11 protein-coding genes are annotated in these 14,773 nt (G+C 45.1%); 9 read left to right on the forward strand and 2 right to left on the reverse strand.

What is annotated here, in order from left to right:
* The first annotated feature begins 45 nt into the window (after nt 1-45).
* The 7 genes from TES5_RS05245 (at nt 46) to nth (ending at nt 8,127) form a co-directional block, all read left to right on the forward strand.
* Nucleotides 46-522, forward strand: coding sequence for a hypothetical protein (locus tag TES5_RS05245; RefSeq protein WP_068560647.1), 477 nt, complete (start codon nt 46-48; stop codon nt 520-522).
* Nucleotides 523-797: 275 nt separating this feature from the next.
* Entirely contained in the window at nt 798-3,545 is a 2,748-nt protein-coding gene (locus tag TES5_RS05250) for a helicase C-terminal domain-containing protein (RefSeq protein ID WP_068560649.1), read from the forward strand.
* A gap of 97 nt (nt 3,546-3,642) precedes the next feature.
* Nucleotides 3,643-4,119: a cell wall elongation regulator TseB-like domain-containing protein gene (locus TES5_RS05255; protein ID WP_068560650.1), complete on the forward strand. Its 477-nt coding sequence runs from the start codon at nt 3,643-3,645 to the stop codon at nt 4,117-4,119.
* Between the two features lie 15 nt (nt 4,120-4,134).
* A complete protein-coding gene (locus TES5_RS05260) occupies nt 4,135-5,325 on the forward strand; it encodes a pyridoxal phosphate-dependent aminotransferase (protein WP_068560652.1) in 1,191 nt (396 codons plus the stop codon).
* 43 nt (nt 5,326-5,368) lie between these two features.
* A complete protein-coding gene (gene asnS, locus TES5_RS05265; protein WP_068560846.1) occupies nt 5,369-6,652 on the forward strand; it encodes an asparagine--tRNA ligase in 1,284 nt (427 codons plus the stop codon).
* A gap of 107 nt (nt 6,653-6,759) precedes the next feature.
* Nucleotides 6,760-7,467 (forward strand): DnaD domain protein, encoded by a 708-nt coding sequence (locus tag TES5_RS05270; RefSeq protein ID WP_068560654.1) that lies wholly within the window; start codon nt 6,760-6,762, stop codon nt 7,465-7,467.
* 12 nt (nt 7,468-7,479) lie between these two features.
* A complete protein-coding gene (nth, locus tag TES5_RS05275) occupies nt 7,480-8,127 on the forward strand; it encodes an endonuclease III (protein ID WP_068560656.1) in 648 nt (215 codons plus the stop codon).
* Nucleotides 8,128-8,420: 293 nt separating this feature from the next.
* On the opposite strand, the gene TES5_RS05280 is transcribed toward nth, so the two are convergent.
* Nucleotides 8,421-10,997 (reverse strand): PBP1A family penicillin-binding protein, encoded by a 2,577-nt coding sequence (locus TES5_RS05280; RefSeq protein WP_068560659.1) that lies wholly within the window; start codon nt 10,995-10,997, stop codon nt 8,421-8,423.
* Between the two features lie 17 nt (nt 10,998-11,014).
* Nucleotides 11,015-11,629 carry a Holliday junction resolvase RecU gene (recU, locus tag TES5_RS05285; protein WP_068560661.1) on the reverse strand — a complete coding sequence of 205 codons (615 nt, stop codon included), beginning with the start codon at nt 11,627-11,629 and terminating at the stop codon, nt 11,015-11,017.
* Nucleotides 11,630-11,854: 225 nt separating this feature from the next.
* Between recU and tig the strand changes: the two genes are divergently transcribed.
* Both tig and clpX read left to right on the forward strand, forming a co-directional pair.
* Nucleotides 11,855-13,135: a trigger factor gene (gene tig, locus TES5_RS05290; protein WP_068560663.1), complete on the forward strand. Its 1,281-nt coding sequence runs from the start codon at nt 11,855-11,857 to the stop codon at nt 13,133-13,135.
* 248 nt (nt 13,136-13,383) lie between these two features.
* Entirely contained in the window at nt 13,384-14,637 is a 1,254-nt protein-coding gene (gene clpX, locus TES5_RS05295; RefSeq protein WP_068560665.1) for an ATP-dependent Clp protease ATP-binding subunit ClpX, read from the forward strand.
* Nucleotides 14,638-14,773 lie beyond the last annotated feature (136 nt).

Consider the following 14,773-nt stretch of genomic DNA (forward strand, 5'->3'; position numbering starts at 1 on the left):
AAATAGTTATATATTCAAAAAGTAAATATATCAGGAGTGATTTCGATGAAAAAAATAATGACAGGTTTGAGATTTATTTTCAGAAACGGCGAAACATGGACAATCAAGCGTGAATATATCGGAGATTTATGGATCAAGCAAGTCACAACGAGCTACGGTCGAATCGGAAACAGTGATTTCCAAGAAATCCATCCTTGCGAATCTTTGCGTATCGAAATCCACCAAGAAGCAGATCACGTCAACACGAGTGACATCAATCTGGGCGGACTTGAGCAAGGCATGTTCGATCGCGTTGCTAGCCATCAAGACATCGAAAAAATGGATATCCTGTACCAAGATGAGGATCACCCAAAATCAGATGTTATCGTTGAAGTCGACCGCATCTATTTTCCTTACAAAGCATTGGACACTGACGGATTCGACAATGAATACCAATCTTCATTCGTTTCATCCGAAAACAAATTATATATCGTAATCGATCCGGAAAAAAATGTGAAAGACATTTATCCTGACATCGTTTAATGCATCCAACAAAATGGGTCCTTGCCGGCAAAGCAAGGGTCCTTTTTTTGATATCTGACAGCTAATCTGCCCTGGGAGGTCATCAAAAAAATCCGATAATTGTCGTTTATGCGGTAACATTACCCGCGACATAGGATATAATGGGTTAAGTTGCATACAATGCACGACTCGATCGGAAAGGCTCCAGTTTTTATCAAGAGATATTTTCAGGGAAAGTCTTGCAGAAAGAAATACCGGAACAGGAGAAGCTTCTGTTTATTTAGGAGATTATTTTTATGAAGAAAACCTATGCCATTGTCGATCTTGAGACAACGGGATCCAGCTTCAAACGAGGGGATCGGATCATTCAATTCGGATGCACCTTGCTTCAGGCCGACAAAATAATTCAAGAAATCAATATAACCATCAATCCCGGCAGGAAAATACCGGATATCATTGAGAAGTTGACTGGACTCAAGAATAAGGATGTAAAAGAAGCCCCTTATTTTGAAGATGTATGTGACTTCATCTACAACAAGTTGGAGGGTTGCATCTTTGTGGCGCATAACGTGCATTTTGATTACCATTTTTTGGACAGTTCTCTTCGGGAAGTCGGTATGCCGCCGCTCTCACTGCCCGCAATGGATACAGTAGAGTTGACGAAGATCCTTTATCCGACCTTGTCCAGCTATCGGTTAGGAGACTTATCGAACTACTTCGTTCTGACGCATGATAATGCCCACGATGCCGCAAGTGATGCTCACGCTACTGCGGAACTCTTTTTGCAATTGAAAAAAAAGGCCAATAACTTGCCGTTGGTCACACTGGAAAAATTAAATTTTTTGTCAGCGCATTGTCAGGTGGACAACGATTCCTTTTTCCATGAAAGTTATGAGACCGTCAAAGAGATACGCTCTCCGCTCCCACAGCAAATCTATGTCAAAAATGGCTTGGCGTTGAAGGAAAAGGAAATACTCTCGGAACAGACTGCGTACAGAGAAAAAGAAGTTACTGACTTCTCCAAAGTGGCCGTAGGGTTGATGGAAAATCAAGGACTGGAAATTCGTGCGGAGCAGCTAGAGATGATGCGATCGCTTTTTAGCTTCCACCACTCTGAAACAGCCCTAAATCTGGCGATCGAAGCTGCACCTGGCATCGGAAAAACCTTGGCCTATCTACTGCCTGCAGCTTATCAGGCCACACCAAAAAACAAAGTGCTCATCAGTACCTCGACGTTGCTTTTGCAAGAACAGATCATGGATAACGAGATAACCCGTTTGCGCAAAATGCTGCCATTCGAATTGCAGGTCAGTTCATTGAAGGGGAAGACGAATATCATCCATCTGGAGAAATTAGCTGCTTTGGCTTTAGGGTCTCTCACCAAAAGAGAATCGTTGATCATGATGAGTGTCTTTGTCTGGTTGACCGAGACCGAATCCGGCGATATCAGCGAATTAAGCCAAGCACAGAATTTTGACTTTTTATGGGAAAAATTGACATTTGAGAGCCACGAGGCCCCTTTGAAAGGGAAATGGGCCAATGATGATTTCTTCTCCTTCAATAACAAAAAAGCAGAACAATCCAGTCTGATCGTCACGAACCATTCCTTTTTGAGTCATCACATCGATGATTTAGCTATTTTTGACCAAACTGAGTCTATAGACTTGATTCTCGATGAGGCGCATCAGTTTCCGCGCGTCTACCAAGATGCGCACAAAAAAACGGTAGCCTTGTCCATTCTGAAACGCCGTTTGAAGCGATTCGGCTACTTCCTGAGGGACTTTCGAGAGGCGATAGAAAAGGATGCCAATGGCGATTCTTTGGACTATGATTTGTTCAATCTCGAATTCGCGATCGATCAACTGTATCAGGAATGTGCCCATTCAGAAGAAGTGTTGATGCGTTCGCTTATCCACGAGGTTGGAGAAAAAGGCGAAGTTTATCTTGATGAGAATTTTCAAGTTGAGAACGGAACGAAGAATATATACAAGAAAATTCACCGGTACATACTGGAGGCCAGACTTGCTGCGATGCGTTGCCTGGACAAGTCCTGCTTGAGGAATGATCCGGTCATGTGGCCGAGCGCAAAGGCGCTGCTGGAATACTTGGATGCGGTACAGGTCAATCTGCAATATTTTTTTCAAGAGCGCGCAGGTACGTATCATGTGCTGCACTTTGCTTGGGATAAGGATCTACTTTCACTGGAAATCGAAACAAACCAGATTGATTATTCCGGAGAAATCCATTCTAAAATCAAGGACCGATTCAAAAGGACGGTATATTTAAGTTCGACACTCAAAGTGGATAAATCGCTTGATTATTTCAAGAACAAAATCGGTGAAGCTGAATTGCAGGAAGGGCATTTTGATTCACCCTATAACTTAAGTGAGCGGTTGCGGATTTTCCTTCCGGATGACATTACAGCCATTACGTGCTTGGATGATAAACGAGCAGCCAGCCAGATTGTTTTAACGTTGCAGGAAATCGTACTCCCGCAACAGCGTAAAGCTTTAGTTCTGTTTACATCCAACCGCTTGCTCGAGGAGGTCCATAACCAACTAAAAAATGTTGTATCTGCTGAATTTCCGGGGACGGAAATACTGGCTCAAGGATTTTCCGGTAGCCGAAGAAGGATGCACAATCGATTCATGTCAGCCGATGCGGCAATTTTGCTGGGCTCGGCTTCGTACTGGGAAGGCATAGATTTTTCAGATCAGGCAGTCGAAATTCTGGTGATCACCAGACTACCGTTCGATCCCCCGCATCGCCCTGAAAATGTTGCGTTTCAAGCCTACCATCAGGATCAAGGAAAGAAGGCATTCTATGAAGAATTTCTGCCGCGGGCGATGATCCGTCTGAAACAGGGCATCGGCAGACTCGTGCGCTCCAGGAATGCCAGAGGTGTCGTCATTTGCCTGGACGACAGGTTGATCAAAAGTAATTATTCCAAACGTATGCAACTAATGCTACCGGAGGGCGTAGGGATCAAAGTAGCCGATCATGATGAAATTAAGACGGAAATTCAGGAATTTCTGAAAAAATAATGCGGTGGGATATTCCCTCAGCTTGCAGTTTAAGGTATCATTAATAATTAGGTGAGATTGCAATAAGGTTTCAAACAAAGATAAGGAAGTGGAAGATGTGAAGAAGAATATCATTGTTGGGGCGATTGTGATTCTTTTCCTGATGATCGTCAGTTCCTACACGATATTTTACCGAAGCCAGCAACCGATGCTGCAGGCGCAGAAAGAAGCAACCGCCATTGCCGAGGAGAACGCCAACATCCAAAAAGTCCAAGATTTTTATTGGTACAATGGATCAGAGACGTATTTTACACTGGTTGGTATCGATGGCAACAATGAAGAATTATATGTCATCATTAAGAAAGACGGCGGTGAAACTACTGTCCTGAACACTGCGGAAGTCGTCACCGAAAGTGAAGCTAAATCAATCACTCAGGCGGATAAGAAGCCTGAACGGATTCTGGAGGCAAGACTGGGGATAGAGAACGAGGAACCGGTTTGGGAAGTCACCTACAAAAATGCAAATGATACGATTGGGTACTATCTGATATCCGCTATTTCTGGTAAATGGCTCAAAGATATAGAAAACATATAAATTGGAGTGATTGAGATGGTAAAAATTTCTGAAAGAATGAAAAAAATAAGCGAATCCCCTACATTGGCGACATCAGCTAAAGTCAACGTCATGAAAGCGCAAGGAAAGGATATCCTTAACTTGACCGTAGGAGAACCGGACTTCGATACGCACGCTTCCATTCTGAACGCCGCAGTAGAAGCAATCCAATCAAACAAAGCAAACCACTACACCCCGACTGCCGGTATCCTGCCATTGCGTCAAGCGATTGTGGATTATCATCAGAAATATGACGGAGTCACTTACGCCGTCAATCAGGTCATCGTGACTGAAGGGGCCAAAAATGCTTTGTTTGCTTTATTCCAAGTCATTCTTAATCCCGGAGATGAAGTCATCGTTCCTGCGCCATACTGGGTGAGTTACACTGAACAGATCAAACTGGCTGGCGGCGTCAACGTTCTTGTCGAAACAGCACCTGAAAAAAGCTTTAAACTGACTGTGGGGGATCTGGAAAAACATCGCACCGAAAAAACGGTTGCTTTGCTTTTGAATTCACCGTCGAATCCGACCGGTATGATCTATACGCCTGAAGAATTGAAGGCGATCGGCGAGTGGGCGGTTGAACACGACGTCTTGATCATCGCCGATGAAATTTACTACCGACTGACCTATAACGGAAATGAAGCCATCTCAATCGCTTCACTTTCAGAAGAAATCAAGAACCAGACCATCATCATCAACGGTGTATCCAAAACCTACGCCATGACGGGCTGGAGAATCGGATATGCAATCGGCAATACGGAAATCATCAGTAAAATGATTGAGCTATCCAGTCATTCGACAAGCAATCCTGCCGGACCTAGCCAGTATGGCGCATTGGCTGCATTAACCGGACCGCAAGACTTTGTAGAGGAAATGCGCGCAGCGTTCGAAGCACGCCTGAACTTCTTCTATCCGCTCGTAGCGAGTATCCCTGGTTTTAAGGTAACCAAACCTCAAGGAGCTTTTTACCTGTTCCCGAACGTGAAGGAAGCCGCCGAAATGTGTGGGTTTAAAGAAGTCAAAGACTTTACATTGGCTCTGATCGAGGAAGCAAATGTCGCGTTGGTTTCAGGTGATGGTTTTGGATACCCTGATTACGCCAGAATAAGTTATACTGTCAGGGAAGAACTACTTGCAGAAGCAGTAGATCGCATCAAAAAATTTATCGAAACCCATAAAAAGTAACCTTTATTGGGAAAAGGAGTAGACCATATTGACACTTATCACAATGGACCAAGCGAAAGCATATGTAGGGCAAGAGATTTCCATCGGTGCTTGGGTAACCAACAAAAGAAGCAGCGGGAAAATCGCTTTCCTGCAATTGCGTGACGGCACCCATTATTTCCAAGGCATCGTTTTGAAAAACGATGTCGGGGAAGAATTGTTCGAAGTCGCAAAATCGCTGACGCAAGAAACCTCTTTGATCGTCAAAGGGATCATCCAGGAGGATACCCGTTCGAAGCTTGGCTACGAATTGCTCGTCACTGGCATCGAAGTGCTGGGAGAAAGCCAAGATTATCCGATCACACCCAAAGAGCACGGAACGGATTTCCTGATGGACCATCGTCATCTATGGCTGCGTTCATCCAGACAGCACGCCATCATGAAAATCCGGAATGAAATCATCCGCGCAACGTATGAATTCTTTAATCAGGAAGGATTCATCAAGGTGGATCCGCCGATTCTGACCGGCAGTGCGCCGGAAGGGACGACCGAGCTGTTCCACACCAAGTATTTTGATGAAGAAGCTTACTTGTCCCAGAGCGGGCAGTTGTATATGGAAGCAGCCGCGATGGCCTTCGGAAAAGTATTTTCATTTGGGCCCACTTTCCGGGCCGAGAAATCGAAGACACGTCGCCATCTGATCGAATTCTGGATGATGGAGCCGGAAATGGCCTTCATGCATCAGGACCAAAGTCTGGAAGTCCAAGAAAAGTATGTCGCTTATCTTGTCCAATCGGTGCTGGATAATTGTGATATCTACTTGGATACGCTGGAGCGCGACAAGGAATTGCTGAAAAAATACACGCAATTGCCGTACGAGCGCATCAGCTATGATGATGCCGTGGCCTTATTGAACGCAAATGGATTCGATGATATCGTCTGGGGTGATGATTTTGGTTCGCCTCATGAAACCTTTATCGCGAACCAATCGGAAAGACCGGTATTCATCCTTAATTACCCGAAAGCGATCAAGCCTTTTTACATGAAAGAACATCCGGATCGTCCGGAAGTCGTTCTGTGCGCGGATATGATCGCTCCGGAAGGATATGGTGAAATAATCGGCGGCAGCGAACGTGAAGTGGACTATCAGCGCTTAAGCGAACAGATCGAAAAGTTCGGCCTGAGCAAGGAAGACTATTCATGGTATTTGGATCTGCGCAAATACGGTTCAGTGCCGCATTCCGGATTCGGATTGGGACTCGAGAGAATGGTTACCTGGATTTCCGGAACCGAACATATCCGTGAGTCGATTCCGTTCCCTCGTCTACTGAACAGAATCTACCCATAATAACAGGGGATTTCGCGAGTCTGAATGTAATCAAAACAGAATGGGAGTGGGGCAAATAGCAGCTATTTGTTCCGCTTCCTTTTACTCTGAAGGAGTTAATCAAAATAATGTCATACAACGAATTAACCAAATGGATCGAATCTGGCCACACGCTGATTCCAAATTTTTTGCTGCAGAATTACAAAAGGATCGGGCTTACAGATACGGAATTCATTTTTGTGCTCCAGCTGAAAGCTTACATCGATAAGAATATCCCGTTTCCGAATCTGGCGCTGATTGCTGAAAATATGGGTATTGCTGAAAAGGAGGTCTTTTCCTTGCTGCATAATCTGATGCAGAAGCAAATGATTTTGATGGAGACGAAAAATGACCTCTCCGGCAAAGTGGAGGACTCCTATTCCTTGGATCCGATCTATCAACGGCTATTTCAATTGATGGAACGTTCCGAGAAAAAACAGCCTATTCAGCAGCAGGAGAAGAATATTATGACCATGTTCGAGCAGGAATTCGGGCGGAACTTATCGCCCATCGAGATGCAGACCATTGCGACCTGGATCGATATGGACCACTATCCGCTCGAATTGATCGAATCAGCTCTAAAAGAAGCGGTATTGAATCGCGTTTACAGCCTGAAATACATCGACCGCATTCTATTGGCTTGGGAGAAGAAAAACATCAAAAGCGTAAAAGATTTGGTCCAACAGCAATCGACGCGCCCCCAAAGCAATCAGGATAAGTTTGATGAAAAAGCAAGAACGGATGCGCCTATGGAAGTGCCGTTGTACAATTGGCTGGAAAATGACGCGGACGCATAGATGGGGTGAAATATGTTATCAAAAAGAAAGACGGTAGAAGCGCTGGATGAAATGGCGGCGCTGTTCCCGAATGCGCAATGTGAATTGCTGCACCGGAACGTGTTTCAGCTCTTGATTGCGACACTCCTCAGCGCCCAGGCAACAGATGTTTCCGTCAACAAAGTTACGCCAAGCCTGTTTGACCGCTTCCCCACGCCCGAGGCTTTCGTTGCGGCCCCGCTCGATTCGATCATGCAAGAGATCAAGACTATCGGCTTATACCGGACCAAAGGCGCCAATATCCAAAAATGCTGCAAGATGCTGCTGGAGGACTTCGGCGGCGAGGTGCCCCAAACACTTGAAGAACTGACCAAGTTGCCCGGAGTAGGGCGCAAAACGGCAAACGTGGTCATGAGTGTCGGTTTCCATATCCCGGCAATTGCAGTGGATACGCACGTGGAGCGGATATCGAAACGTCTGCGCATCGCTCCCCAGAAAGCATCGGTTCTGGAAGTGGAAGAATTGCTGATGAAAAAAATTCCGAAGGAGCGCTGGTCTGATGCACATCACCAGATGATTTTCTTCGGCAGGTACCATTGCACAGCCCGAAATCCTAAGTGTGAAGTTTGCCCATTGCTTTCTATGTGCAAAGAAGGGCAGAAGCGTTTGGGTATGAAATGAAGCGTAAAAGTGCAGTTTGCGGCATCCGGAACAAAAAAAGCCAGCTCCTTTAAATCGGGAGTTGGCTATTTTTTTTAAATAAATAGGAATTAATAAAAAATTCCAGAGTGAAAAGTGCATCACCGTAGGTGTTTCACAAGTTTGCAAAATGTTTCATGAATCTAAAATAATGTCCAGCTTCACGGGTTAGCCCTTCGGAAATTAGATAAATCTGTCCTATTGCGCTCTTCGATGCTCAGTCGGACAGATTTCCTAAATTTCTTTCAGGGCTGAACGAACCCGTTCAGCTTTTCTTATGGATTCTGGTTTGTTTCTTCGTCATCTTGTGCATCGGAGGATGCTTGATCGTTTTCCGCTGAAGAGCTGGATGATGAAGATGAAGATGAAGATGATGAGGAATCGCTTGATGCCTTGTCTTTATCTTCGTCATCCTCTTCGGATGATTCTTGCGCCGGATCGGCGATGGTCAACTGGATGGAAGAAGCCGGTGAGGTGCTTGAGCCGACTTTAACAATCAGGGAAATCGCAATTGTGCCTTTATCAGGATTAGCAATGACGACTTTGGTATCTGTTGTCGCTTCGGAAGCACCGCCTGCCGTCACTGTATATTGTGCTTGTGCATTGGAATCGATGCCGCTGGCTGAATATTTATCCCATTCTATAGTCAGTTCGTCTTTATCTGCATTGTAGCTGGCTTTCAAGCCGGAAGGTGCCAACAATGTCACGCCATATTTCTTGGAAATGGAAGTAGGTTCTGTTCCTTTGACGAAAAGCTCTGTGGCAATCAGGTTGCTCGGCGTATTTGGACCGGGCTTCATGAGCGGATCCGTGTATTTTTCGATTGAGACTTGACTGACTGATGCGGGCAGCGTCCAATCGGCATAATCGGTATCCTCGGATACATAGGACATCAACTCACGATAAATATCACGCGTCAGACTTTGTGTCTCGTAATCCAAAAAGTTTCCGTATTCCTTGGAATTGTCATAACCGACCCAAACCGAAATGGAGTAGCTTTTAGAATAGCCGGCAAACCAAGCATCAGGAGCGGCATAAGGCACGTTTGTCCCGCCGACTGTAGCCAATTCCTCATCTGTGTAGTTGGTTGTCCCGGTTTTGCCGGCCTGAGGCAAACCGGATATCTGAGCGTTCTTTGCTGTCCCTTCAGTGATGACATCCTTCAGCATATCGGTGATCATGTAGGCTGTGGATTCTTTCATCGCCTCCGTTCCGTTCGGTTCGAAGGTGAATTCTTCTCCTTCCGCAGTCGTTACGGATTGGACCGTATAAGGCTCGTAGTATGTGCCTCCGTTGGCGAAGGCTGCATAAGCCGCGGAAAGCTCAATCGGTGTCGCTTCACCACCGATGGCATTGGATTCGACCAAATACTCTTGGCCATCGTTCGTGATCGTAATGCCTAATTTCTGCAGAAAAGAAAAGGCGTTATCCGCACCAACTTCCTGGAAAGTCTTCAGTGCTGGGATGTTGCGCGAATCAACCAATGCTTCGCGGACAGTCTGATCACCTTTGTACTTGTTGTCGTAGTTGTTGATTTCACTGCCGTCCGAGTAACTGTATGCTTCATCAACGACCAATGTGCCGGTCGAGTAATCCAGGTATTCGATGGCCGGTCCGTAGACAGCCAATGGTTTCATCGTCGAACCGATGCTGCGTTCGAGGGTGGAGGCGCGATTGAGCCCAAGCTGTACATTTTGATTACGGCCGCCGATGACTGCCTGGATGGCTCCGGTGTTGACATCTACCATTGAAACGCCGGTCTGCAGCAGATCATCCGGGAATTCGATGTAATCGTAGGTGTTCACGATATCGTACAAACGTTGCTGTGCATCCATATCGATGTTGGTTGTGATTGTCAGTCCGCCTTCGTAAACATCCAGTCCGGTTTTCTCCTTGACTTCATCGATGACGAGCTGGATATATGGATCGATCACCAGTGATGTATTGACGTCACCGGAGTGATCGAGTATGCTGGCCTCAATTTGGACTGTCTTCGCTTCGGCGCTTTCTTCGGCGGTGATTTTTTCGTTCTCGACCATCATGTCCAGAACAAGGTCGCGTCTGGCTTGCGTGTCCACTGAATTGTTGATTGGGTCATACAGTGAAGGAGCTTGCGGCATGCCCGCCAAAGTGGCTGCTTCAGCAAGCGTCACATCTGTGATGGATTTGCCGAAAAAGTATTCAGCGGCCGTGCCCATGCCATATACGTTGTTTGACATATAGACTTTGTTTATGTAGAATGCCAAAATTTCGTCTTTCGTATATTCCCGTTCCAGCTGCATGGACATCCATGCTTCCTGAGCCTTTCGCTCCAGCGTCTGGTCTTCGGAACTGGTTGAAAAGAAGGATAATTTAATCAATTGTTGGGTGATGGTGCTTCCGCCTTGCGAAATACCACCCTCCTGAAGATTCGCGAACAGCGCACCGAGGATTCGGATCGGATCGACTCCCTTATGATCGTAGAAGCGTTGATCTTCTATCGATACGATGGCATCCTTCAAAACTTGCGGAATCTCCTCTGCTGTCACGACCGTGCGGGTCTGTTCGCTGCCGCCGATTGTCTTGATTTCCTCGCCGTCGGGACCCAGGATAACTGATGCTGCTGGTCCGGCCAATTCCTCCTCGGTCAGTTCGGGGGCGGAAGAGACATAGTAGAAGAACAGGCCAACTCCCGAAGCGAGTCCGATGATACCAATGGCAAAAATACCGAAGAAAATTTTCTTCCAGAGCGGCATCCCGTTTTTCTTCGCTTTCTTTGTTGCTTTCACAGTACTTTTGCGTGGGCTTTTTGTTTTTCCGTTTTTCTGTTTATTGTTTGCGCGTGATCGTGTATGATTGCCTTCATTCGGCATGTGGTTCACCTCTTAAGTTATTTGATAGTGCGTTCAAGCATTTTGTCCACTGCATCCAGATAATCCAATCGGGGATTGAACCCGTATGCCACTTCTATCCCGTTTTCCTCAATAAAAACCAATGGGATCGATTTACGGCCATTATTCAATGTATTCTCCCAAAAGTCAATCAAATAGGAACTGTTCAGTAAGAAGACACGGTTGAAGACAGAAAATCGGATCAGTACGAACGTGATTCCTTGCTGTTGGATACACCTTTTCATGTGAACGATTTGATGCTCGTGGAAGTTGCTCAAGGGCATGGCTGTCTTGCTTTTTGTTTCTTTAGCCTCAAAGTCCAGATACAGCCCTTTGTAAACACCGTTATAGTCAGTAGTGGAAGACTGACGATAGTAGGCTTCTTTGATGACGGCGGCACTTCTTTTGGGGTAATCCACTTTTACGACTTGGATAGGCGTTGGTTTTTTATGGATGACAGCTTTTCCTGATGAAAGGTAATACTCATTGCTGCTGTTGATTTCTTCTTCAAGCGTCATACCCCGGTTGCTGTATATGAATTCTTTTTTCTTTGCAGTTTTCGGTAACCGCGACTCGGCATGGAATTTTTTGCCGTTCGGATAATTTACGGCCACTGGCAATCACCCCCATTGAATGATTATACCAAAAACACACGATGAAAGAAATCTAAGAAAGCGTTAAAAATCATGGGATGAAGCGTTGCTAACAGGTGTCTTTTTTGGACGAAAACGGAATAATTAAGCACTTTATGTTTACAACATCACTTTTCTAGTGTAGTATTGGAGAGTGTGCAATATCAAATTAATTGCAATAAAATCAATATTTTTGGAGGAAAGTAAATGACTGCAAACTGGGAAAAAACAGGCACTAACGATGGTGTCTTAACATTTGAAATTTCAGAAGAAATCATCAAACAAGAAATGGATAAAGTCTTCAACAAAGTGAAAAAGAACGTTTCTGTCCCTGGATTCCGTAAAGGTAAAGTTCCTCGGCACGTTTTTAACAATATTTACGGTGAAGAGTCTTTATTCGAAGACGCATTGAACGGCGCTTTGCCGGCTGCTTATTCGCAAGCTATCGAAGAAGCTGGATTGGATCCTGTTTCTCAACCAAAAATTGACATCAAGAGCATGGAAAAAGGCCAACCTTGGGTCATCGCTGCTGAAGTTACAGTGAAACCTGAAGTGAAGCTTGGAGAATACAAAAATCTTAAAGTTGAAAAACAAGACCGCGTCGTTACCGACGAAGATGTTGAAAACAACTTGAAAGAAAAACAAGAACGTCAAGCAGAATTGGTGCTTAAAGAAGAAGGCGCAGTACTTGGCGACACAGCTGTGATCGACTACGAAGGATTCGTTGACGGTGTGGCTTTTGAAGGCGGAAAAGATCAAAACCATTCTTTAGAGTTGGGTTCTAAGCAATTCATCCCAGGCTTTGAAGAGCAATTGGTCGGCGTAAAAGCTGGAGAAGAAAAAGAGGTTGTCGTGACTTTCCCTGAAGACTATCAAGCTGAAGATCTTAAAGGAAAAGAGGCTACTTTCAAAGTAGTTGTACACGAAATCAAAACAAAACAATTACCGGCTTTGGATGACGAATTCGCAAAAGATGTCGACGAAGAAGTAGAGTCATTGGACGAATTGAAAGCAAAAATCCGCAAGGGATTGGAAGAAAGCAAAAATGCTGCAGCTGACGAAGCTGTTCAGGATTTAGCTTTGAGACAAGCAGTGGACAATGCTGAAATCGTTGAATTGCCGCACGTAATGGTTCACGATGAAGTACATCGTCAAATGGATCTTTTCCTGAATGACATGCAACGTCAAGGGATCTCTCCTGAATTGTACTACCAAATCACAGGTACTACAGAACACGACTTGCACGTCCAAATGGAAGCTGATGCAGATGTACGCACGAAAACATCTCTAGTGTTGGAACAAATCATCAAAGACGAAAACATCGTCGTTTCTGAAGAAGAAATCGCTGCAGAAATCGAAGAGTTGGCGAAACAATACAACATGGATGCAGACCGTGTCCGCGGATTGGTCAGCCCTGATATGTTGACTAACGATATCCAAATGAAGAAAGCGATGAGCATCATCACTGATTCAGCAATCGAAGAATAAGAAAAGTTGAAACAGAATAAAGAGATCGGGACATTGTCTTCCATAGTCAGTGTCCCATCTGTTTATATTCAGGGATATATTCGGGCTGTAACCCCCACCAGGTAAACGAATCATATTCTTTTTCAATTTTCCCTTTCTGTGTTAAGATGTAAACCGTTCGAAAGCGGTCAACCGGATTGCAGCGCTACTGAAAATGGCGGATTCCGGTATGTTCTGCTGGATCGGAAAGTAAGTATTTAGGGAGGAGAATGATTGTGTTCCATGATGAAAGTGTCGGGACAATACATTGTTCATTCTGCGGGAAATCTCAGGACCAAGTGAAAAAGATCATTGCGGGGCCGGATGTATATATTTGTAATGAGTGTGTAGATCTGTGCAAAGAGATCATCGAAGAAGAAATCTATGCACCAAGCGAAGCGGTATTCACCGAGGTACCAAAACCGCAGGAAATCCAAAAGATTTTGGGCGAATATGTGATTGGCCAAGAAAAAGCCAAACGGACGCTATCTGTAGCGGTCTATAATCACTACAAACGCATCGGCCAAATGAGCATGATGTCTGAAGATGATAATGTAGAGTTGCAAAAAAGTAATATTTGTTTGATAGGTCCGACAGGTTCGGGCAAAACATTCCTTGGCCAAACATTGGCGCGCATCCTGGATGTCCCATTTGCGATTGCAGATGCGACAAGTTTGACGGAGGCCGGCTATGTTGGTGAGGATGTCGAGAATATCCTGTTGAAGCTGCTTCAGGCTGCTGATTTTGATGTCGAGCGTGCTGAACGGGGAATCATCTACATCGACGAGATTGATAAAATCGCCCGCAAAGGTGAAAATGTGTCGATCACGAGAGATGTGAGTGGTGAAGGGGTTCAACAGGCGTTGCTTAAAATTTTGGAAGGCACTGTTGCGAACGTTCCACCGCAAGGCGGCAGAAAACATCCACAACAAGAGTTCATCCAAATCGACACGACGAACATCCTTTTCATTGTCGGGGGTGCCTTCGATGGCATCGAAACAATCGTGAAAGAGCGTCTTGGCGAAAAAGTCATCGGTTTCGGCTCTCCTCAAGCCAAACATTTGGAAGACAAGAGCATTATGCAGCAGATCATACCGGAAGATCTGTTGAAATTCGGATTGATTCCGGAATTCATCGGCCGTTTACCGATTATGGCTGCATTGGAAAAGTTGACGGAAGATGATTTAGTTCATATTCTGACACAACCAAAGAACGCTCTGGTTAAACAATACAAGAAATTGCTTGAGTTGGATGGTGTCGAATTGGTGTTCGAAGATAACGCGTTACGGTCAATCGCCAAAAAAGCACTCGAAAGAAATACAGGTGCCCGAGGATTGCGCTCCATCATCGAAAACATCATGCTGGACATCATGTTTGATATCCCAAGCAGAGATGAAATCGTGAAATGCGTCATAACGGACAACACCGTCAATGGCATCGGTGCGCCGTTGCTGTTCGATGAAGACGGCAAACAGATCAACTAAACATGAGCTTGCGTTTGAAGTCCGGCGAATCAGACAATTTTCAATCTGATTTCCGGATTTTTTCGCCTAGTCATGGCAGTCGATTGCAAGAACAGTTTTAAGCGTCGGTTTTATTGCAGACGGCTTTGAGAAGGAG

Source organism: Trichococcus sp. ES5, assembly GCF_900067165.1.
Taxonomy (GTDB): domain Bacteria; phylum Bacillota; class Bacilli; order Lactobacillales; family Aerococcaceae; genus Trichococcus; species Trichococcus flocculiformis.

Coding starts and splice junctions, on each gene's coding strand:
- clpX (WP_068560665.1), top strand. CDS start 13,384: ATGATTGTGTTCCATGATGAAAGTGTCGGGACAATACATTGTTCATTC.
- TES5_RS05250 (WP_068560649.1), top strand. CDS start 798: ATGAAGAAAACCTATGCCATTGTCGATCTTGAGACAACGGGATCCAGC.
- TES5_RS05245 (WP_068560647.1), top strand. CDS start 46: ATGAAAAAAATAATGACAGGTTTGAGATTTATTTTCAGAAACGGCGAA.
- nth (WP_068560656.1), top strand. CDS start 7,480: ATGTTATCAAAAAGAAAGACGGTAGAAGCGCTGGATGAAATGGCGGCG.
- asnS (WP_068560846.1), top strand. CDS start 5,369: ATGGACCAAGCGAAAGCATATGTAGGGCAAGAGATTTCCATCGGTGCT.
- TES5_RS05260 (WP_068560652.1), top strand. CDS start 4,135: ATGGTAAAAATTTCTGAAAGAATGAAAAAAATAAGCGAATCCCCTACA.
- TES5_RS05280 (WP_068560659.1), bottom strand. CDS start 10,997: ATGCCGAATGAAGGCAATCATACACGATCACGCGCAAACAATAAACAG.
- TES5_RS05270 (WP_068560654.1), top strand. CDS start 6,760: ATGTCATACAACGAATTAACCAAATGGATCGAATCTGGCCACACGCTG.
- tig (WP_068560663.1), top strand. CDS start 11,855: ATGACTGCAAACTGGGAAAAAACAGGCACTAACGATGGTGTCTTAACA.